The sequence below is a fragment of the Clostridium sp. BSD2780061688st1 H5 genome (assembly GCF_005845155.1).
GTDB classification, from domain to species: Bacteria; Bacillota; Clostridia; order Lachnospirales; family Lachnospiraceae; genus Claveliimonas; species Claveliimonas intestinigallinarum.
Window position 1 is genome coordinate 23,517 of the sequence record NZ_SPGT01000021.1, and the last position, 19,593, is coordinate 43,109.

Genomic DNA, 19,593 nt, shown 5'->3' on the forward strand with positions numbered 1-19,593 from the left:
GAATTATGAATTCAGTCTTCCTTAAACCCCTGCAGCAATCTGACCGCAATGGATTTTATAATATCGTGGATGGAGAGGAACACATAATTTGCATGGGCCAGCTCCATGGCCTCCCTCTGCTTATCCGTCACGACCGTGTACGGGTACACTCCGAAGAGGAACGGGAAAAAGGCATAGATAAAGCCCTGCCTGTCATCCGCCGTCATATAGGGGAAGAACTTTTCCAGGCAGCCGGCAACGGTCCGCATGGAATTCCCATACACCTCCTTGAACGCGACAAGGTTCTCCATCCTGCTGTTGCTCTCCATGTCATAGTGATTCATAGACATCAGCTTCAGCAGCCTTTCCCGCCTTTCCAGAGAATGAGCCAGCTCATCGGAGAACTGCTCGACAGTCATTTCCTCATGGCTCTCCTTCATGGAATTCAGATCCCGGATCCAGGCCTCGTACTCCCTTTGTATCAGCGCAAGAAAGATCTCTTCCTTTGTGTGGAAATAATAATAGATCAGGGTGCGGGAAAAGGATGTCTTCGCTCCCACCTCCTTGAGGGTCACATCCTTAAAATTCATGGTCTCGTAGAGCTCTGCGCAGGCGTTGATGATCTCTTCCTTTCTCGCCCTGGTCAGCTCCGGGGATCCTTTCGGCATAATTGACACGCTCCTTTTCATCATTTTTCCATGATTTTTCATGGCCTTACTGCAATTTATTATAGCGATATCCTGACATTGTGTCAAATGGCCGTCCCTTTGTATCGCGCTCTCCCTTTCTCTTAACTAATTTATGCCTGGGGATCCTTCTTGAAGGACAGGCATTTTCCGATGACTTCGCCGGTCTTCAGATATTCATAGGCCGGGAAATCAAAGAGAACCGGCTTCAGGGTCTGATAGTTGATCTTGCCCGCCTCAGTCAGATGCTCCTCCTCCACATAGGTGTTGTCAATAGTGCAGATGAAGCTCTCAAATCCGTTTGTATTGTAGACATCCACCACAGAGCACTCCATTGTCAGGGGAGCCTTGCTGATCACCGGCGCGCCGGACTCTCCCAGCTCATATGCAAACACCTCCGACTTGTCAGTCTTGCCTCCGCTGACTGATCCCACAAAGTCCGCCTCCGGAAGCATGCTCTCGTCTACAAGGTTGACGGTCAGCTTGCCGCTCTCCTTGATGAACTGATTGATATAATGAGCAGAGGCCAGGCTGACCAGAATTCTGTCGTGTCCGATAATGCCCACATGAGCCACAAGCGTCCAGGTCGGTTTGTCTCCCGCCATGGCGCCTGCCACTACAACCGGAGTCGGATATAAAGCTAATGCTGATCCAATGTTTTTCTTCATATTGATTACCTTCCTTTCCGTTTTTGACATTGTGTCAACACCTGTAATATAGCATTGTTTTGACATTGTGTCAATATGCGCCCCAAAAAATATCCGCACATTCTGTCCAAAAAAATATCTGTACATTCCGAGTTTACTGCAGACCCTTCCCGAATTGATATAATTCCTCCAGCTTCTCAGGCGATTTATTCTGCCTGTCACAGGCCGTGAAAATCCCCATATCTTCCAGCTTCAGGTAATTCAGGAAGGAATTCTGATATTCGTAAAAGCAGCCGCAGTATACGTGGTCGCTGCCGGAGGAGAGGATCAGGGCCGCCTTCTTCAGATGCTTCGGCTTATCCAATGCGTAGATGCGGTTGATGGCGCACTGGAGCTGCCCGGTAAATCCGTGATAGTATACCGGGGACGCCAGCACGATCATTTCCGCCTCGTCCAGCAGCGGGTAAATCTCCTGCATGTCATCCTGCTGGATACATTTCCCGTTGCCCTTGCCGTGGCAGTACTCGCAGGCAAGGCAGCCTGCGATCTTCTTTCTGCACACGTCGACAACCGTCACCTCATGGCCGCTTTCTCCGGCTCCCCTCGCAAAGGCTTCCACCATGGCGGCCGTATTCCCCTGCGGCCTGGGGCTTCCGTTAAACACAATGATCTTCATCCTCTACTCCTCCAGTGAAAAAGTCACGGTCACATCACCGTTCCCCAGCGCGCTTTCCCAGCCTGTCAGGTCGTCAATCCGGCCCAGCCTTGTGTAGCTCCAGGAATTGGAGCCGTAGAAGATCACGATCTGATTTCCCTGATACAGCACAATGTCCCCGGCCTGGGTCGTAGTCTGGCTGTTGCTTGTCGGGAGACTTGCTCCCAGGCTTCCCACCTTCTCAAAGCCGGCATAGTCGCTCATCTGGATGGTGACCGGATTTTCCCCCATCATCTGCACCAGCGCGTCCACCGTCTCGTTGTCCTCCAGGGTGGCAGTAAACTGGCTGCCGCCCACCTCCACAGTCATTTTTCTGTCCATAGCTGTCTCCTCCTTGTCATTTTGCCCCGCAGACTCCTGCCCTGCGGGCTCTGTTCCCACCTGTGTTTCATTTTCTGTCTGGCTGTGGCTGATTTCTTACAGGAACGCTCCATTGCATACCTGAAGAACCTGTCCCTTCACGGCTTTCCCCATCTTGCTGGCCAGGAACAGGCAGGCGTAAGCCTGATCCATGGGGTCACATTCCGGGCCGGGGAAGTATACAAAGTGCCCGCTGTACTCAAGCATCTTTGCCCCTCCCGGCTGCTCTCCCGCCTTATTGGCCAGATGGGCCGGTGTGACGGTGGCTCCCGGCGCAACGGCATTGCAGCGGATGTTGGTGTCGATCAGGCGCATAGCCACGTTCTTGGTCAGCGTGTTCAGGGCGCCTTTCGTGGATGTGTAGGTTGCGCCGCAGAACGGCCTTGTCCCGTTTACAGAAGAGATATTGATGATCACGCCGTCATTTTTCGGAAGGAAAATCTTCAGCGCCTCCCGGATATACCTCATGGGGCCTCCCAGATTGGTGTCCATGACGTACTTCATCCACTCGTCGTCCGTCTCGTCGATCATTTTCTGCTCACCGATGCCGGCGTTGTTGATCAGGATGTCCACATCCCCGAATTCTTTCAGGGCCGCCTCAAACACCTTCTTTGTATCCTCCGTGGATCAGACATCCGCCACCACGCTGGCTCCTTCCTCCGCAAAAGCTCTGCCATGGAGCGTCCCATTCCATAGCTTGCCCCTGTGATGATCGCTGTCTTTCCGTCTAATAATTTTGCATCCATAATTTTTGCTCCTTTCATTTCAAATCAATTTTATAAGTCACGCAAACCTCTCAAGGGTGAGGAAATCATGGCCTGCGATGATTTCCACGCCTTCTTTCCGAAGCTCTCTCATCCGGTCAAAGGTTCGGGTAAAAGCCCTCAGATCATCGCACAGACTGCTAATCCCGTATATTCCCTGTCCCAGGCCCTCTATACACTCATATAGAGGAACCGCATCCGATGCCAGCAGCCGGGGGCCCTCCGCCGTATCCACAAGAACTCCCTGAAGTCCCGGCGTATGCCCCGGCAGCAGGAGGAGCCGGATCCCGTCGCAGAGTGTCTGCTCACCGTCTATGATACGCCATTTTGTCTTCTGCCTCGCCCAGGGAGGGATTGTCCCGGTGTCAAAGGTCTCGTACATACCTCTGAATTTTGGCAGAGGATACACTGCATTTAAGAGCTCATTTTTCTGGACAATAAACTCAGCCCGTGGAAACAAATGGTTGTTATGGCAGTGATCCCAGTGCAGATGTGTCAGGATGACCGTGTCGATTTCATCCGGATCGACTCCCCTTTTTCTGAGCGCCAGATCCGGCCGCTCCTCCTCCTCTCTCCTGCAGGGCGCATGGCCATACCGGCGCATCTGCCCGGGGTCTCCGCCGCCGGTATCCACCAGAATTTTCCGTCCTCCTCCCTCAATCAGGAAAATCAGGATCGGAAATTCTTCCTTTGTCTTATACTCTTCCTGATCGGCCGTAAAGCCTCCGCGGTAATAGAGCAGACTTCCGGCCTTTATCGGCGTGATCCTGTACCTTTCCATATGCTTCACCTCCTTTTTCCATGCGCACTCTCAGGGTGATCAGCACAAAGGCACAGGCGATGAAGAGGATGCCTCCCAGGACAATGTACCGCGTCCCCAGACCGGACAGGAAGAAGCCGCACACGGAGGTCCCCACTGTCGTCCCAAGGTTTGTGGAAGCGAGAAAGAGCCCGTTGGCAAAATCCGGCGCCTTCGGCGCTGCCGTCGCAAGCCAGTACTGGTTGATATTAGCCGCGGCACCGGCAAGCACGCCCCACACAAAGGTCAGGACTGCCATCGGAACGGTAAAGGATCCGAGAAAGAACAGCACCGCATACACTGCCGCCAGCAGGAAGGGGAAGGTGACCACAAAGCCCAGCGGACGGCTGCTCAGCATCCTGCCCGCGATCAGGTTCCCTATGATATTGGACAGACCGTATACAAGGAGAAGGATACTGATCAGTCCCGCGGACAGCCGGGTCACTGTCTCCATATATTCAGAAAGATAGCTGTACACGCCGAACACAGAGCCATTTAAGAACATTACTCCTAAAATAGACAGCCACGTCCTGCCCTCCCTGAGCACGCTCAGCTGAGACCCATAGGACAGCCTTTCCTTCACCGGGAGATCCGGCACCACAAAGATGGTGGCGATCAGGGCCACTGCATTGACCGCTGCGAAAAACAGCATACCGACTCTCAGGGAGGTCATGCTTGAGATATAGCTCACCACAGGCACTCCCAGGACCATGCCCGCGGACACACCTATCATGACCCTGGACACGGCCTTCGGCGCGTCCTTTTCCGGCACCGATGAGCCCGCCACTGACATGGCCATGGATACGTACACCGGCTGGAAAAACGCCGGGATCACCCGGGTGACAAGAACCACCGGGAAGGCCGATGCAAAGGCCGAGATCACATTGCATACCGTAAACACGCTCAGGACAAGGAGCATAACCTTTTTCCGGTTTACTCCCGAGAAAAAAGAGGCATCGTGGGGCCTGATATGGCCACCACAAGTGCAAACATGCTGACAAGCAGACCCGCCGTCGCCACCGTCACCCCATAATTCTGGGAAATCAGAGGAAGGATGCCCACCACCCCCATCTCCGTATTGATAATGCTGAAAACTCCTATTGTCAAAATTAAGATCAAGCCTTTTTTCATTTCAACAAAACCTCCTGCATATTTTCTACAAGTTCAATATAGCAGGTTTGATTAAGAATAACAAATACTTATATATGATACATATCCATAGCTAAAAATTATTCTTTTTTGGGGTTTGGCATTGTGATTTTGACAGAAAGTCTATATAATATTAGAAAAATCAAATCTTCGTACAGCGCCAGATGACAGAAAGGAAGACATTATGGAACTGCGTGTCTTCAACTATTTTCTTGCGATCGCAAGGGAGCAGAGCATTGTGCATGCCGCCGAGACTCTTCATCTCTCCCAGCCTACACTCTCCACACAGATCAAGGGGCTGGAGGAGGAGCTTGGCAAGCAGCTTCTCATCCGGGGGACAAAGGGCTCCCGGAAGGTCACGCTCACAGAAGAGGGAATGATCCTCAGGAAGCGTGCGGAAGAAATACTGGATCTTGTCAGAAGGGCAGAAAATGAGATCACCATGAGCGATGACATTATCATGGGCGATGTCTATATCGGCACAGGGGAGACAGACGGCATCCGGGTAATTGCCAGGGCAGCTCAGACACTGCAAAGCCAGCATCCCGGCATCCACTACCACATCTCCAGCGGGAACGCCGCCTATGTCTTTGAGTACCTGGACAAGGGACTCATCGACTTCGGCATTGTGTTCGGCGACGTGGATCTGACAAAATACAATGCGCTGGAGACCGCTTATTCGGAAACGTGGGGCGTTTTAATGCGCAGGGATTCCGCTCTCGCAGACAGAGAGAATATCTCTCCGGACGACCTCAAGGACAAGCCTCTCATCCTTTCCCAGCAGGAATACCAGGGCGGCAGCCTGACGCAGTGGATCGGCAGCGAACCCTCTGACCTGAATATCCTAGCCACCTACAACCTGCTCTATAACGCCTCTCTCCTTGTGGACGAAGGCCTGGGCTACGCCATAGGCTATGACAAGATCGTCAACACCAGCGGCAGCCGGCTCTGTTTCCGCCCGCTGAAGCCGAAGCTGGAAAACAAGATGAGCATTATCTGGAAAAAATATCAGCTGTTTTCAAAGCCCGCCGAAAAATTTCTCGAAGTGCTGCGGGACTTATTGACGCCGCAGGACTCCCCGGATGAATCCTGACCGCTAATCGCAAAAAATGCAGACAGACTGTGAAAATCCAGTCTCTGTCTGCATTTTTTAATATCCTCTCTACATCGCGTGCTCCCTGTCCAGCTGAAAAATCAGGTAATCGAGACAGGATATCTTCTTTTCTTCTGTATGCACATGATTTAACAATGTTTTTCGGTGCTCCTCCAGCAGCGCCCTCTGCTTCTCCGCGCCATCTTCCTTTTCATAAGAAAAAAATTCTCTGATAATCTCCGCATTGCAGCCGGCAGCCTTCAGGTTCTGCTCCACCTCATCCTTTGACAAACGATACATGATCCCGTTTCACCTCTTTTTCGGCTTTATTAACTAAGGATACTATACGTCTCCCGCCTCCGGATAGCAAATACTTATATCTTATAATTTTAAATAGGTTTTTTCTATCTTAATCTCTTCAGCACATCCCCGACATCCCCGTCAATACAGACAGACTGCTCCGCTATCTCCCTCGGCGCGGCCGCGTCCCCGTAATTGATACAGGCGTACACTGCCTCCGGGTTCTGGCGGGTCATCTTCCAGAAGGGGTACTTGATGATCACCGGGGTGTTGTAGCCCACCCCCAGCTCCAGGTAGAGGATCTTCATCCCCTCGTGCTCCCTCTGGAAGCGGCTGTATCTCTCAGCCGCCCTGTACCACCCCTCGTCCTGCACAAAGCTGTCGTCTGCCCGCAGGTTCATGGTCATGGGCCTGCCGCAGTGGGGACAGTGGGGAACCAGCTCGGAGGGGATACGCATATTTTCCTGGCTCTCCAGCATCTCCCGGACCGCCTTCTCGTTGTCCCATGTCTCCTGGCAGCAGGGCTCCATGCACTGAAAGAGCCCGTAGTCTCCCTGGGTATAGAACAGCCTCTCCTTGTCAAAGCCCGCCTTCTGGAAGCAGTGGTCCACGTTGGTGGTGAGGACGAAATAATCCCTGTCCTTCACCAGCTCCAGCAGCTCCTCATACACCGGCCTGGGCGCATCCACATACCGGTTCAGCCAGATATGGCGGCTCCAGTAGGCCCAGTACTCCTCCAGCGTACTGTAGGGATAAAACCCTCCGGAATACATGTCATGGAAATGATATTTATTTTCAAAGTCACTAAAATATTTCTCAAATCTCTCGCCGCTGTAGGTAAAGCCGGCGGATGTGGAAAGTCCGGCCCCGGCGCCGATGACAACCGCCTCTGCCTCCTCAAGGGCTTTCTTCAGACGGTGTAGCTTCTGTTCATCTGTCTCTTCTCTGGCCTGTGTCAGTATACCTGTGAACATCTTATTCTGCCTCCTCCTGTGCTCTTCTATGTTCTGATTGTATCACAGATGATTACAAGCAAAAAGCGCGCACTTTTTTGTTACCTGGTTACTCCAAGGTAACCCACAGACCTCAGGCAGCGCCATCTCCCGGCAGCTCTGTCCCGGCAGATCCATCTCCCCTGTTGCGCCCTCCGGGATACTACACTATAATCAGAATGTAACATTCTTTTTTAAACTATTAAGTGAATTATAGACTACGACAACAGTTGAGGTAATCTGTATGAAGACAAAAGAAGAATTGCCGGCCTGCCCGGTAGCCACCACGGTCCAGCTCATCGGCAGCAAGTGGAAGCTGCTGATCCTCCGCAACCTTTTTATGCGCCCCTGGCGCTTTAACGAGCTCAGGAAAAATCTGGAGGGCATCAGCCAGAAGGTGCTGACGGACAGCCTCCGTGCCCTGGAGGAGGACGGGATCGTCACCCGCACCGTCTACCCGGAGGTACCTCCCAGAGTGGAGTACGCCCTCTCCCCTCTTGGCGAGTCCATGAAGCCCATCCTGGACGCCATGGAGCAGTGGGGAACGGAATATAAAAAGAAGCTGCAGTAAGAAAAAGGCCCATTTCAGCGATCTGATCCATACAAAGACGCAAGAAAAAATCAGAGGAAAGCCAGGGCCACAGTCCCGGCGGTCAGAAGGACGAGCCCTGCCCCGGATCTTCGGCCAAGCCTCTCCCCGAAGACAAAATAGGAAAATACGGCCGTCACAAGGACGCTCAGCTTGTCGATGGGCGCCACGATGCTGGCCGGCCCCTCCTGGAGGGCCCGGTAATAGCAGAGCCAGGACGCCCCCGTGGCCACCCCGGACAGGCAAATAAAGAGGAGCTCTCTTCCCGGGATATCCCGCACCTCCTTTTGTCTCCCCTGGACAAACACCATCATCCAGGCCATGACCAGCACCACGCAGGTGCGGATGGCGGTTCCCAGGTTGGACTCCACACCTGTGATGCCTATTTTCCCCAGGATGGCAGTCAAGCTGGCGAAAAAGGCGGAGCCCGCGGCATAGACAAACCAGCTTCCCCTTCTGTCCTCCTTCGCCTCCTCCACATCCTTTTTCTCGATCATGAGGAAGATGCCCGCCGCTATGACGGCCACGGCCGCCGCCTTGGCCAGCGAGATCCCCTCCCCGAGAAAGATGAGGGCCAGAAGGATGGTGAGAACCGTGCTGGACTTGTCCACCGGCACCACCTTGTTGATATCCCCTGTCTGCAGAGCCTTAAAGTAGCAGAGCCAGGACGCCCCCGTGGCCGCCCCGGACAGGATGAGGAACAAAAAGGTCTTCCCACTGACATCCCGTAGCTGGTCCACCGAGCCGGCGGCCAGCGCGATGCCCCACGAAAAGACCAGTATGACCACCGTGCGGACCGCTGTGGCCACTGTAGAATTCGTTCGCCTGATCCCGCATTTTGCCAGGATCGATGTGACTCCGGCAAAAAAGGCGGAGCCTGCGGCATAGAAAAGCCACACCTTTTATTCCCTCTTTCTCAAAGATTAGGCGCTGCCGTTAACAGACAGCTATCTGATTTCTTTTATAATAGCGCTTCTTCCAGCTTCTGTCCATATCCATATATTTTAAAAGGGGAACCGGCCGCCCTAGTTCATCAGCCTGTTCCCCCTCTCGCAGATTTCATAAATCTCGTCATATTTTTCCTCGATCAGAGGATTGATCTTCTCCGTCTCTCTGCGCACCCCTCTTCTGTACAGGAACCAGGGCGCCACCCAGCCGAGAAATCCCGGAATGGCCAGGATGATGCACAAAATAAGGCGGGGCGGGTCTGCCGTCACCGCAAAGGTAGACCCGGCCATGAACGCGGTCCCGATGACGCCCACAGTCAGAGCCATCACAGAGGGGCGGGAGGTCTTTGCCTTCTCCAGTCTCCCGATCTGTTCCGCGCAGGCCTCAAAATTGCGCTGGAGCCTGGTCAGCTCCGTCTTGTTGACGATCCTTCTGTCCCGCTTCAGGCGCAGCACCGTTTTCCCGTGTCCACCCCTACCTGCCCTCTCCGGGTATTTTTCCAGGGTTCCGGGCATGACATTCTCATCCGGCTCCCACCCGAAATTTTCATAGCTGTCTATGAGAAAGGAGACCTGCCCGGCATCAGCCAGCACCTCCTTGTACTCGTAGGCTGTAAATCCTCTTCTGCTCTCTCCTGTCAAAGCTCCGTCACCTCCACGTCTTTCTCATCCCCGTCTATCCTGTTCCCTGTTATCCTGTTTCTGTCTTCTCTCTCCTCTGTCCTGGGCAGCCTCACTGTAAATACGCTCCCCTCTCCCTCTTTGCTCTCCACCTGTATCTCTCCGTTCATGAGGATGAGGATCCTGCGCACAAGGGCCAGCCCCAGGCCATTCCCCTCTCTGGAGTGGGAGGTGTCCCCCTGATAAAATTTGTCAAAAATGTGCCGCAGGCTCTCCGGGGCCATACCGCATCCTGTGTCGGCTACCGACACCTCCACATACCCTTTTGCTGTTCTCTGCCGCACGGTCACCGTGCCTCCGGGCTCTGTAAATTTGCCCGCATTGGAGAGCAGATTGTTCCACACAAGCTCCAGCAGGCTCCTGTCTGCCTGCACAAAGGCCCTGTCCTCCATCTCTATCTCCAGCTCCAGATCCTTCTCGTCCCACAGCTCCTCATACTGGAGGATACACTCCTCCAGCTGGGCGCACAGGTCGCAGGTCTCCATCTCCGGGTCAATGCGCTGGTTCTCCAGCTTGTTCAGTCGGAGGATATTGCTGATCAGGTCTGACAGCCTGCCCGCCGCCTCCTCGATATTCCTGGCATATTCCTGTCTCTCTTCCGCTGTCCCATTCCCCGTCCGGAGAAGCTCCGCATAATTCTTGATGACGGCGATGGGTGTCTTCATCTCATGGGAGACATTGGACACAAAGTCTGTCTTCAGCGTCTCCACGCTCCCCAGCTCCTCCACCATCTTGTTGAAATCCAGGATCATCACATCCAGATAGTCCAGCCTGTCCGCCGTGTGCACTGTGGGCACATACACGGAGAAATCGCCCCCCGCCACCTGCCGTGTGGCCTTTGCCAGCCTGTGGAGGGGTGCCTCATACGTATCTTTGATTTTTTTTCTTGTAAACAGAGTCAGCCCCACAGCCACAGCGCCCCAGTAGAGCATGGGAACAGCTGTCTGGATGATCTCATTCCATCCCCTTTTATTCGTCAGGACGAGGAGCCCCTCGTGAATTCCGGACATCAGAAAGAGCACGCCCAGATAAATGGCAAAAAGGGAAACCGGGAAAAGGCTGTCCTTTATGACGCGTCTGACCTCCCCGCCCTCCTGTCCTCTTATAGATTTCCCGTTCTCGTTTCTCATTGCAGCACCGCCTTGTAGCCCAGGCCGCGCACAGTGACGATCTTAAATCCATCGCAGCCCGACAGCTTGTTCCGAAGCTTCGTCATATACACGTCCACAGCCCGGGGACTCGTGTCGCTGTCCACATCCCAGAACTCATCCATAAGCTGGGCCCTGGAAAATGTCTTCTTCGGATAGGAGAGAAGCTTGTAAATAATGTTGAACTCCCTGGTGGTAAGCGGGATCTCCTCCCCGTCCACCTCAGCGCTCATGCCGTCCGCGTCCAGTGTAAGGTTCCCCGCTGTAATCCTTCTCTCCATCTCAATATTGGCTCTCCGAAGAAGCGCCCGCACCCGGAGCACCATCTCGTCCAGATCCACCGGTTTCACCATGTAGTCGTCTATCCCCAGCTGGAACCCTTTTTGCTTGGAGGGAAGATCGTCCCTGGCGGACATGAAGAGAATGGGGATCCTCTGGTTCACCTTCCTCACCGTCCTGGCAAACTCAAAGCCATCGATCCCCGGCATCATGATATCTGAGATGATGAGCTCATAGAGCTGACCATACATCTCCTCGTAGGCGTCCTCCGCGTTCAGGCACCCCTTCGCCTCAAAGCCGCTGTCTCTCAGATATGTGCAGACGATATGGTTCAGTCTCTCGTCATCCTCCACCACAAGAATGTGTATCATCGTCCTATCCCTCCATTTCTTACGTGCTCTCAGTATGAATACAGTGTATTACTGAAATGTTTATATTTTGTTTCTGAATTATTAAAAAATCGGCGGTGGGCAGTTTTATGCCTTATAAACAGCCTTAGACATGTAATGAACTTCTTGCGCCATACCGTCCGGTGTGCTATAGTAAAGATGTAGAAAGGACAGCCGCCACAAAGTGGTTGACCTACATATGGTGTAATAGAATTACCACCCCTTTGGTCAAAGTTTCGGGGTGGTTTTTCTATGCTTTAAAACATTATCTGATAAACGTAAATACGAATGTCAGCAATGCGAGGATAAACATTCCAAAGGCCATGAGGTCTTTAAAATCAAAGTACTTCTTGCACCATACCGCCCGGTGTGCTATAGTAGAGATGTAAAAAGGACAGCCGCCACAAAGTGGTTGACCAGTTAATGAGTAATAGAATTACCACCCCTTTTAGTCAAAGTTTCGGGGTGGTTTTTCTATGCTTTAAAACATTATCTGATAAACGTAAATACGAATGTCAGCAATGCAAGGATGAACATTCCAAAGGCCATGAGATCCTTAAAATCAAAATGTTTCTTGTCCATCAGCATCACCCCCATTCTATGTAGAATAGAGGTCAGCCACCCTGTAACACGGTTGTCCTTGTAGACATATTACCACAGACAGTAACTATCAGGCAACCATATGTCTTCTTTTTATGTAATTTTCTCAATCGTCAGATACCTGCTTCTTGCCCCACTCCACCCGTTATGCTATAGTATAGACGTAAACGGGGCAGTCGCTATAAAGTGGTTGACCGGTAAGTTTAGTTGTAAAACCGCCCTTACTCGCCAAAGTACAAGGGCGGTTTTTCCATGCCTTAAAACATTATCTGATAAACGCAACTACGATCTTTACTTGATTTTCTCCGTCGCCAGATACGCTCCCAGTACCATGAGGACAAACGCAGCCGGGAAAAAGCCTCCCGGAAGCTCCCCGAAAATGAGGAAAGAGAACAGCACGCCGATAAACGGGGCTATCCCGTAGTAGGCGCTTGTCCTCGCCGCACCCAGACAGCGCTGGGCATATACATAGAAGAAAATGCTCAGCCCGTAGGACACAAATCCCAGCAGCAGGACAAGGGGGATATCAGAAAGCGCCGGGAAATGCTCCCCGGACAGGAGGGCGATCAGCAGTGCGCCCATGCCTGAACCCAGCCCCTTGACGACCACGATTTCCAGCGGGTCACTCCCGGACAGCATCCTGGTGCAGTTGTTTTCAAAGCCCCAGCAGACGCAGGCCGCAAGCACAAGGAGGGAGCCCGCTGAGAAGTCAAGACTGCTCATATCCTCAAAGGACAGCAGCATGCTGGACAGAGTGATCAAACCCACAGCCAGTCCCAGCCGGCGGCTGATTTTCTCCCTGAAGATAAAAAAGGCCACAACAGAGGTCGCAACAATCTCAAAATTATTGAGCAGGGAGGCGTTGGCCGACGTGGTCATGGTAAGGCCGAACATGAGAAAAACAGGCGCGGCAATATCCAGAGCGATCATCCCTGCCGTGTAGGGCAGGTCCCTTCTCGCAAGCCGCTTCTCCTCCCCTCCTCTGCCTGTCCCCCTGCGGGCAATCCCCAGAAGGAGCATGCCGGCCCCGGCCCCCAGATACAGAAGGCCCGCCATCATGGCCGGCTCCACGTCCTCAAGTAGCAGCTTGGCCACCGGGGCGTTGACTGCGTAGAGAGCTGCTGCCAGCACAGCCCAGAAAACAGAAAGACTTCCTCTTCCACTCTCTTTCACGCTCCCACCCCCTATTTGACAAACCGGTCGATAGCTTCCGAGAGGTCCTCCATCACTTTCCTGTCCCCTGTCTCCACAGCATCCACAACGCAGTGGTCGATGTGGTCCTTTAGGATGATTTTTCCTACATTATTCACAGCAGACCTGACTGCCGCGATCTGGATCAGTATCTCAGAGCAGTCCCTCCCCTCCTCCACCATCTTTTTGACCGCTTCCATATGGCCTATGGCCCGGGAGAGACGGTCCAGGACCTTTTTCGTCTCCGTGTGGGTGTGAGTATGGATGTGGGTATGGATATTGGCATGTGTGTGAGTATCAGTATTCGCCTGTGTGTGGGATTGGTTCATGATATCAGCCTCCTTTTTATATCCCCCCATGGGGGATATAAAAAGGATAGCACAATTGAAAAAAGGATACAAGTGATATGGGAATTCTTATCGATGCGCAGGGCTATCTTGTCTCCTGCTCAAATACAGACACGACATACTCGGCAATCTCGCAGTCCTGCTCCTCTGTGCCGCCGCCTACGCCGATGCCTCCTGCAATCTTTCCGTCCACAAAGAGAGGGTATCCGCCGGACACAAGCGTGATCTTCGGATCATTGCTCTGGATGGCCATGAGGGATGCTCCCTCCGCCGCGCATGCCGCCACATCCTTTGTCTTGCACTGTGTCACTGCCGCTGTGTAGGCCTTTCCCGGCACAAGGGTGATACTGAGGACCAGGGCCTCTCCATACCGGCGGTACACCCTCGGGAGCCCGCTCTCATCGCACACAGCAAAGCTGATGTCTATGCCCACCTCCCTGCTCTTTTCGCGGGCTGCCACGCACAGCTTATCGCACAATTCATCTGTTAAAATCATCTGTCATTCCTCCAATCTTCTGTTCTGATGATCATTTTAACAGTGAATATCTCGCTGCGCTTGCCCGTTTCTACAGAAAATTTGCCTGTTTCTTCGAAAGGATGTCCTCCTTTGGCGACGCGCCGAACATTTTCCGGTAATCTCTCGCAAACTGGGAAGAGCTCTCATAGCCCACTTCCATGGCCGCCTCCGTGGCGTTTTTGTTCTCGTCCATCATAAGCCTCCTGGCCTCCGTCAGCCGCAGCCTCTTCTGGCACTGGAGAGGCCCCATCCCCACGGCGCTCTTGAATTTCTGGTGAAAGAGGGACACGCTCATATTGTTCTGCTGGGCCAGCTCCTCCACTGTGAAGGATTTCCGGAAATTTTTCTTGATCCAGCTGTTCGCCTCGTATATCTCCCCAGCCTGGGAGATATTGATGACGCTGGTAAGGAACTGTTTCCCGCAGGACCCGCAGAGCATGTGGAAGATGAGCTCTCTTCGGATGTGGGCGGCCATGAAGGCAGTGGCGTCCTCCTCTGGAAATGTCAGCACATGTCCGGCAAGGGGCGTGTCAATCTAGGATATGGAATACTGTCCCGCCTCGTAGTCCATGATGCCGGAGGACGTGTAGAGGCGCATGGACCCATCCGCCACAATGTAAAGATAGGAATTGTCTGTCCGTGGCATGGGTATCGTCTCCGATGCGACGCGGTATACCTTCATATAGGGGACTGAGGTCCTGTTCTCCCCCTCTTCCAGGGAAAGGCTCCGGAGCCCTTCCGCCAGATTTCCTTTGTACTTTGCTCTGTGCTTTGTCATGTCCTTCCTCCCCATATTCTTCCGCCCTCGCGGCGCTTTCTGTCTTTCTCTATCTTATCACAGGGACCTGAAAAACTGCAATCGCCCCGGTCCGCCTCGTATTCCGGTCTGCCTCCGTCCCAATCCGTCTCGATTTTCTTTACCAATGTGGCGCAGGCCGCAATACATGGTATAATGGTTTAATCTGATGAACCAAAGGAGGAACGAAACAATGATGACTATCATGGAAGCAATCAGACAGCGCCACAGCGTGCGCCAGTACACAGATAAGCCCCTGGGGGAGGATGTGATCCGCCCTCTGGAGGAGGAGATCACCGCCTGCAATAGGAAAAGCGGCCTCCACATCCAGCTCGTGACAAATGAGCCCAAGGCTTTTCAGGGATTTCTTGCCCACTACGGAAGCTTCAGAGGAGTGACCAGTTACCTGGCACTGGTGGGCAAAAAGGGCCCGGATCTGGAGGAGACCTGCGGGTACTACGGGGAGAGGCTTGTGCTGAAGGCCCAGCAGCTGGGGCTGAACACCTGCTGGGTCGCGCTCACGTACAGCAAAGTGTCCTCCGCCTTTACTGTGGCTGCCGGCGAAAAGCTGTGCGCCGTCATCGCCATCGGCTACGGAAAAACCCAGGGCGTTCTCCACAGGTCAAAGGCCATGGAAAAGGTGACAAAGACAGACGGCCCCGCGCCGGACTGGTTTACAGCCGGCGTCGAGGCCGCCCTTCTGGCACCCACAGCCATGAACCAACAGAAATTCCAGTTCACTCTGGCAGAAGACAAGGTATCCGTCAGAGCCGGCATGGGATTTTACACAAAAATAGATCTCGGCATTGTCAGGTACCACTTTGAGGCAGGCGCCGGGAAGGAGCACTTCACCTGGGCCTGATGCTCCGGGCCTGGTTCTCCGGGCCTTACGCCTACTGGTCAAACCGGATATGGAAAAGCCGGTACACCTCCAGGAGACTGCGGATATCCAGTATCTGACTCTCCCCTCTGTCCATCTGGCTGATCCGGATCAGGTCCTCGTCCTCCAGCCTGAAGAGATCAATGTCAAAATTCTCCTCGATCCGCTCTGCGTGGACGGACTTGGGAATGGCGATAATATTGCTCTGGCGAAGCCATCTCAGGATTACCTGGGATGGCTTTTTCCTGTACTGCTGCCCTATGGCCTCCAGCGTCTCATTTGTAAAGATCCCGTCTCTCCCCTCCGCAAACGGGGCCCATGCCATGGGGGTGATGTCATAGTGGTACATGACCTCCCGCAGCTTTTTCTGCTGGCAGAAGGGGTGGAGCTCCACCTGGTCCACAGCGGGCACGACCTGGCTGTTCAGGATCAGATCCACCAGCCGGTCCGCCTCAAAATTGCAGACTCCAATGGCCCGGATCTTTCCTTTTTTGTACAGCTCCTCCATGGCCCTCCAGCTCCCGTAATAATCCCCGTAGGGCATGTGGATCAGGTACAGATCCAGATAATCTGTCTGCAGGTTCTCCAGCGTTTTTTCAAAGGAGCGCATAGTCTTTTCATATCCCGCATCCTGTATCCACACCTTGGATGTGAGGAATACGTCCTCTCTGGCTATGCCGCTCTCCTTCACAGCCTCGCCCACAGCCCTCTCATTTCCGTAGCAGGCGGCTGTGTCGATGAGGCGGTACCCTGTCCTAAGCGCTGTCAGGACGCTCCTTTTGCACTCCTCCTCGTCTGTGATCTGGAACACTCCAAAGCCCAGCTGGGGCACATTCACATGGTTGTTCAATGTGAGCACTTTCATCTTTCTTCTTTTCCCTCCATTTTTTCCTCTATTGTGAGCGTCGCCCGGATGTTTCCCTTTCCCAGAACATCCCTCAGCTCCTTTTCAGACAAATTCTGCACTTTCCCAAGACGCGTGAAATTCCATGTGCTCGGCGCATAGTAGATGACCAAAAGATTTCCCTCTGACAGGATCACATCTCCGGCCTCCGTCGTGATATGCTCATCATTTGCGGGAAGCTGCGCTCCCAGACTTCCGAACTTTTCCATGTGGGCAAAGTCCTTCATTTCCAGCGTCAGCGGGCCGTCCCGCAGCAGCTCCTCCACGGCTCTGGCGGAGCTGTTCTCACATAGCTTCACCTGTATGTCGGTTCCGTTTACTTCTATATTCATGTTCATGCCCGTCTTCTCCTTCTTCTATGATCTGTCCGCCGTCCCGTCAGGCACATTCCCGCGAGGCAGCGCATTCCTGCTCGATCCGTCCCATGGCGCTGTCGTCATCCCGGATCACTTCCCCGACAGAGGGAACCTGTATAATTCCGGCCTTCGGGTTCTTGATACTGAGGACCGGCGTGGTGATCCTGGCCTCCACTTCAGATTTCTCAAAGCACAGATCCGTGTCCACCATTTCACAGTCCACCAGCTTCAGCCCCTGACAGTAGCAAAGCGGCTGCGTGCCAATGATGCGGCAGTTCTCGAATGTCACGCCTTTGGAATACCAGCCCAGATACTCTCCTTTTACCGTGCTGTTTCTGACAACTACGTTTTCCGCGTGCCAGAAAGCGTCCTTTGTGTCAAATGTACAGTGGTCAAAGACTGCGTTTTTGATGTACTGGAAGGAGTATTTGCCTGTCAGCTCCACATCGGTAAAGGTCAGATTTTCAGAGCGCATCATAAAATACTCGCTGGAGGCCTTTGTGTTCTCCATCCGGATATTTTTCACGGACCATCCAAACTCCGGAGAAATAATATCTGAATTCCTGATCACTATATCGCTGCACTCCCGGAGCGCCTTGATGCCGTGCAGCTTTGTGTCCGCGATCTCCACATGGTCCGAATACCACAGAGCCGCCCGGCATTTGTCCGTCATCTCGGACTCCGTGATCCTAAGGCCATGGTCATGCCAGAATGGATAGCGCAGGTTAAAGTAACAGCTCTCCACCTCAATATCCGATGACTCCTTACAGGCGCTTTCCCCATCTGCCGGGCCGTCAAACGAACAGTGGCTGATCGTGATCCCATGGCTTCCATAAAGAGCCCTCTCCTCATCAAAGGTTTTATCCTCTATAAAAGTTCTGTTTTCTTTCATTACAGCGACACTTCCTTTCTGTTTTCTGTTTTTATTATATAAAGCAGGCTCAATAATTACAAACAGTTGATAATCATACATTTCCATCGTTTACAGGAATGGTAAAAAGAGCTATACTGGATGGAAGAAAACATGCGGATCAGCAAAAAAGGAGAATGCTATTATGATTGAAACGAGGCTTCTGTACTATTTTCTCGCCATCGCCAGGGAAGGGAGCATTACAGCCGCTGCCAATGCCCTCTTTGTGACCCAGTCCACTCTGTCCAGACAGATGATGGAGCTGGAAGAGCAGCTTGGGAAACAGCTCTTTATCAGAGGAAAACGCAAAATCACTCTGACAGAGGACGGTATCTTCTTCCGGGACAGGGCCAGAGAAATTCTGGAGCTTTTGGAAAATACTGAGACAGCCATGCGCGCGGACGCGGAAAGCCTGTGCGGCGACATCTGTATCGGATGCGGTGAGACTGTGGCCATGGACACACTGGCCGGCTTTCTTGAAAATTTCCACAGGAAGCATCCGGATGTCAAAATACATACCTTCAGCGGCGATGCCGATGCCGTCCTGGACCGCATCGACAAGGGGCTCTGCGACATGGGGCTTCTGCTTGGGCCGGTCCGCCAGGAAAAATACGAATATCTGAACATACACCAGAGGGACATCTACGGTCTTCTTATGCCGGCGGACTGCGATCTGGCGTCCCAGGAGGCTGTCAATATCGATCAGCTGAAGACCCTGCCCATGATCCTCTCCGATCAGACCTTTTCCGGGCATCAGGATCTGGACTGGTTTGGTTCTGATTACTCTGTCTTCCACGTCGTTGCGACCTACAACCTGATCTACAACGCAACCTTCCTGGTAGAGCACGGCATCGGCTACGCCCTCTGCCTGGACCGGCTGGTAAATACAAAAGGGCGGAATCTCACCTTCCGCCCTATCACTCCGGAGCTGTCCGTTGATCTGTATATCGTCACGAAAAAGTACCAGACGCTCTCGCCGGCGGCGGGGGCCTTTTACCGGTACTTAAAGGAGCAGGTCATCTGTTAGGCAGCGCATCCACCTACAGTCCCCGTCCCAGCTCATAGGCCATCTTCGGGTAGGGACTGTGCTTTGTCATGGACGGACTTCCGCAGCCTCTGCCCAGCACCATGCCGCAGTCTTCAAAGTCCAGATACCGCACCAGTGTCTGGTAGTGGCTCTCCAGCGCGTCAAAGGTCCAGCCGTCGCTGTTCCAGGCCACGGTCAGAAGGGCGGACTTCATGTGCTTTCTTGTAATTCTGCTGTTGTAGGCGCAGAACCTGTCCACCACGATCTTGAGCTGGGCGGACATGCCATAGTAGTAGAGGGGCGTGACAAAGACCACCATGTCCGCCTCCAGCATGGCTGCCCGCACCTTCTGGTTGTCGTCCTTCTGCACGCAGGGCCCCTCGTACCCGCAGGCCACACAGCCCGTACAGGGATGGATGGTAAGATCTGTCAGGTCAAACCTGCGGACCTCATGCCCCGCCTCCTTTGCTCCTCTTGTAAATTCCTCTGTCAGGATATTTGTTGAGCCCTTTTTGTTGGGGCTCCCCTGTAAAATGACGATCTTCATG

Annotated in this window: 28 protein-coding genes; 4 read left to right on the plus strand and 24 right to left on the minus strand. The window is 53.2% G+C overall.

The features are described from left to right. Nucleotides 1-11 precede the first annotated feature (11 nt). The 9 genes from FGQ86_RS12445 to FGQ86_RS16505 form a co-directional block, all read right to left on the minus strand. Nucleotides 12-647, minus strand: coding sequence for a TetR family transcriptional regulator (locus FGQ86_RS12445; RefSeq protein ID WP_033125018.1), 636 nt, complete (start codon nucleotides 645-647; stop codon nucleotides 12-14). Between the two features lie 131 nt (nucleotides 648-778). Beyond that, complete coding sequence (locus FGQ86_RS12450; protein ID WP_033125017.1) at nucleotides 779-1,333, minus strand: flavin reductase family protein; 555 nt, start codon at nucleotides 1,331-1,333, stop codon at nucleotides 779-781. 133 nt (nucleotides 1,334-1,466) lie between these two features. Continuing rightward, a complete protein-coding gene (locus tag FGQ86_RS12455) occupies nucleotides 1,467-1,988 on the minus strand; it encodes a flavodoxin family protein (protein ID WP_138304353.1) in 522 nt (173 codons plus the stop codon). A 3-nt stretch (nucleotides 1,989-1,991) separates the two neighbouring features. After that, a complete protein-coding gene (locus FGQ86_RS12460) occupies nucleotides 1,992-2,348 on the minus strand; it encodes a cyclophilin-like fold protein (protein WP_171031567.1) in 357 nt (118 codons plus the stop codon). Nucleotides 2,349-2,444: 96 nt separating this feature from the next. Beyond that, nucleotides 2,445-2,993: an SDR family oxidoreductase gene (locus FGQ86_RS12465; protein ID WP_207670738.1), complete on the minus strand. Its 549-nt coding sequence runs from the start codon at nucleotides 2,991-2,993 to the stop codon at nucleotides 2,445-2,447. Continuing rightward, on the minus strand, nucleotides 2,975-3,133 hold the full coding sequence (locus FGQ86_RS16325; RefSeq protein WP_207670739.1) for a hypothetical protein: 159 nt from the start codon (nucleotides 3,131-3,133) through the stop codon (nucleotides 2,975-2,977). The genes FGQ86_RS12465 and FGQ86_RS16325 overlap by 19 nt, the downstream gene beginning before the upstream one ends. A gap of 37 nt (nucleotides 3,134-3,170) precedes the next feature. Continuing rightward, nucleotides 3,171-3,932 carry an N-acyl homoserine lactonase family protein gene (locus FGQ86_RS12470; protein WP_052083920.1) on the minus strand — a complete coding sequence of 254 codons (762 nt, stop codon included), beginning with the start codon at nucleotides 3,930-3,932 and terminating at the stop codon, nucleotides 3,171-3,173. Beyond that, nucleotides 3,847-4,869 (minus strand): MFS transporter, encoded by a 1,023-nt coding sequence (locus FGQ86_RS12475; RefSeq protein WP_243127266.1) that lies wholly within the window; start codon nucleotides 4,867-4,869, stop codon nucleotides 3,847-3,849. The genes FGQ86_RS12470 and FGQ86_RS12475 overlap by 86 nt, the downstream gene beginning before the upstream one ends. A 14-nt stretch (nucleotides 4,870-4,883) precedes the next feature. Beyond that, nucleotides 4,884-5,081, minus strand: a complete 198-nt coding sequence (locus tag FGQ86_RS16505) for a hypothetical protein (protein WP_243127268.1) — start codon at nucleotides 5,079-5,081, stop codon at nucleotides 4,884-4,886. A gap of 202 nt (nucleotides 5,082-5,283) precedes the next feature. Here FGQ86_RS16505 and FGQ86_RS12480 point away from each other — a divergent pair, with 202 nt between their 5' ends. Continuing rightward, a complete protein-coding gene (locus tag FGQ86_RS12480; RefSeq protein WP_138304355.1) occupies nucleotides 5,284-6,192 on the plus strand; it encodes a LysR family transcriptional regulator in 909 nt (302 codons plus the stop codon). A 69-nt stretch (nucleotides 6,193-6,261) separates the two neighbouring features. On the opposite strand, the gene FGQ86_RS12485 is transcribed toward FGQ86_RS12480, so the two are convergent. Further along, nucleotides 6,262-6,492 carry a hypothetical protein gene (locus FGQ86_RS12485; RefSeq protein WP_033125014.1) on the minus strand — a complete coding sequence of 77 codons (231 nt, stop codon included), beginning with the start codon at nucleotides 6,490-6,492 and terminating at the stop codon, nucleotides 6,262-6,264. A gap of 104 nt (nucleotides 6,493-6,596) precedes the next feature. After that, nucleotides 6,597-7,466 (minus strand): Sir2 silent information regulator family NAD-dependent deacetylase, encoded by an 870-nt coding sequence (locus FGQ86_RS12490; RefSeq protein WP_138304357.1) that lies wholly within the window; start codon nucleotides 7,464-7,466, stop codon nucleotides 6,597-6,599. Between the two features lie 262 nt (nucleotides 7,467-7,728). Here FGQ86_RS12490 and FGQ86_RS12495 point away from each other — a divergent pair, with 262 nt between their 5' ends. Beyond that, the gene (locus FGQ86_RS12495) at nucleotides 7,729-8,055 is read left to right on the plus strand and encodes a helix-turn-helix domain-containing protein (protein WP_138304359.1); all 327 of its coding nucleotides are present in this window, start codon (nucleotides 7,729-7,731) and stop codon (nucleotides 8,053-8,055) included. Between the two features lie 50 nt (nucleotides 8,056-8,105). Here FGQ86_RS12495 and FGQ86_RS12500 read toward each other — a convergent pair whose 3' ends face one another. The 9 genes from FGQ86_RS12500 to FGQ86_RS12540 all read right to left on the minus strand — a co-directional run bounded on the left by FGQ86_RS12500 (nucleotide 8,106) and on the right by FGQ86_RS12540 (nucleotide 14,950). Beyond that, nucleotides 8,106-8,972: an EamA family transporter gene (locus tag FGQ86_RS12500; RefSeq protein ID WP_138304361.1), complete on the minus strand. Its 867-nt coding sequence runs from the start codon at nucleotides 8,970-8,972 to the stop codon at nucleotides 8,106-8,108. 126 nt (nucleotides 8,973-9,098) lie between these two features. Next, the gene (locus FGQ86_RS12505) at nucleotides 9,099-9,662 is read right to left on the minus strand and encodes a DUF2207 domain-containing protein (RefSeq protein ID WP_138304363.1); all 564 of its coding nucleotides are present in this window, start codon (nucleotides 9,660-9,662) and stop codon (nucleotides 9,099-9,101) included. Beyond that, nucleotides 9,659-10,831: a HAMP domain-containing sensor histidine kinase gene (locus tag FGQ86_RS12510; RefSeq protein WP_138304365.1), complete on the minus strand. Its 1,173-nt coding sequence runs from the start codon at nucleotides 10,829-10,831 to the stop codon at nucleotides 9,659-9,661. The genes FGQ86_RS12505 and FGQ86_RS12510 overlap by 4 nt, the downstream gene beginning before the upstream one ends. After that, nucleotides 10,828-11,499 (minus strand): response regulator transcription factor, encoded by a 672-nt coding sequence (locus tag FGQ86_RS12515; RefSeq protein WP_138304366.1) that lies wholly within the window; start codon nucleotides 11,497-11,499, stop codon nucleotides 10,828-10,830. Before FGQ86_RS12515 ends, FGQ86_RS12510 begins: the two co-directional genes overlap by 4 nt. 909 nt (nucleotides 11,500-12,408) lie before the next feature. Further along, nucleotides 12,409-13,290, minus strand: a complete 882-nt coding sequence (locus FGQ86_RS12520) for a DMT family transporter (protein WP_033125009.1) — start codon at nucleotides 13,288-13,290, stop codon at nucleotides 12,409-12,411. An 11-nt stretch (nucleotides 13,291-13,301) separates the two neighbouring features. Then, complete coding sequence (locus tag FGQ86_RS12525; protein ID WP_138304368.1) at nucleotides 13,302-13,637, minus strand: metal-sensing transcriptional repressor; 336 nt, start codon at nucleotides 13,635-13,637, stop codon at nucleotides 13,302-13,304. A 103-nt stretch (nucleotides 13,638-13,740) separates the two neighbouring features. Continuing rightward, the gene (locus tag FGQ86_RS12530; protein WP_052083915.1) at nucleotides 13,741-14,151 is read right to left on the minus strand and encodes a heme-binding protein; all 411 of its coding nucleotides are present in this window, start codon (nucleotides 14,149-14,151) and stop codon (nucleotides 13,741-13,743) included. A 70-nt stretch (nucleotides 14,152-14,221) separates the two neighbouring features. Then, nucleotides 14,222-14,683, minus strand: coding sequence for an AraC family transcriptional regulator (locus FGQ86_RS12535; RefSeq protein ID WP_138304370.1), 462 nt, complete (start codon nucleotides 14,681-14,683; stop codon nucleotides 14,222-14,224). A gap of 24 nt (nucleotides 14,684-14,707) precedes the next feature. After that, on the minus strand, nucleotides 14,708-14,950 hold the full coding sequence (locus FGQ86_RS12540) for a hypothetical protein (RefSeq protein WP_138304373.1): 243 nt from the start codon (nucleotides 14,948-14,950) through the stop codon (nucleotides 14,708-14,710). A gap of 211 nt (nucleotides 14,951-15,161) precedes the next feature. Between FGQ86_RS12540 and FGQ86_RS12545 the strand changes: the two genes are divergently transcribed. Beyond that, nucleotides 15,162-15,830, plus strand: coding sequence for a nitroreductase family protein (locus FGQ86_RS12545; protein WP_347562518.1), 669 nt, complete (start codon nucleotides 15,162-15,164; stop codon nucleotides 15,828-15,830). Nucleotides 15,831-15,861: 31 nt separating this feature from the next. Here FGQ86_RS12545 and FGQ86_RS12550 read toward each other — a convergent pair whose 3' ends face one another. The 3 genes from FGQ86_RS12550 to FGQ86_RS12560 are packed head-to-tail and all read right to left on the minus strand — an operon-like array spanning nucleotide 15,862 to nucleotide 18,000. Then, nucleotides 15,862-16,713 carry an aldo/keto reductase gene (locus FGQ86_RS12550; RefSeq protein ID WP_138304374.1) on the minus strand — a complete coding sequence of 284 codons (852 nt, stop codon included), beginning with the start codon at nucleotides 16,711-16,713 and terminating at the stop codon, nucleotides 15,862-15,864. After that, on the minus strand, nucleotides 16,710-17,090 hold the full coding sequence (locus tag FGQ86_RS12555) for a cyclophilin-like fold protein (protein ID WP_207670740.1): 381 nt from the start codon (nucleotides 17,088-17,090) through the stop codon (nucleotides 16,710-16,712). Before FGQ86_RS12555 ends, FGQ86_RS12550 begins: the two co-directional genes overlap by 4 nt. 40 nt (nucleotides 17,091-17,130) lie before the next feature. Beyond that, nucleotides 17,131-18,000: a DUF3737 family protein gene (locus FGQ86_RS12560; RefSeq protein WP_033125006.1), complete on the minus strand. Its 870-nt coding sequence runs from the start codon at nucleotides 17,998-18,000 to the stop codon at nucleotides 17,131-17,133. 163 nt (nucleotides 18,001-18,163) lie between these two features. On the opposite strand from FGQ86_RS12560, the gene FGQ86_RS12565 reads away from it, so the two are divergent. After that, complete coding sequence (locus tag FGQ86_RS12565; protein WP_138304376.1) at nucleotides 18,164-19,045, plus strand: LysR family transcriptional regulator; 882 nt, start codon at nucleotides 18,164-18,166, stop codon at nucleotides 19,043-19,045. A 13-nt stretch (nucleotides 19,046-19,058) separates the two neighbouring features. Here the strand turns inward: FGQ86_RS12565 and FGQ86_RS12570 are convergent, their stop codons facing one another. After that, on the minus strand, nucleotides 19,059-19,592 hold the full coding sequence (locus FGQ86_RS12570) for a flavodoxin family protein (RefSeq protein ID WP_138304378.1): 534 nt from the start codon (nucleotides 19,590-19,592) through the stop codon (nucleotides 19,059-19,061). Nucleotide 19,593: the final 1 nt, after the last annotated feature.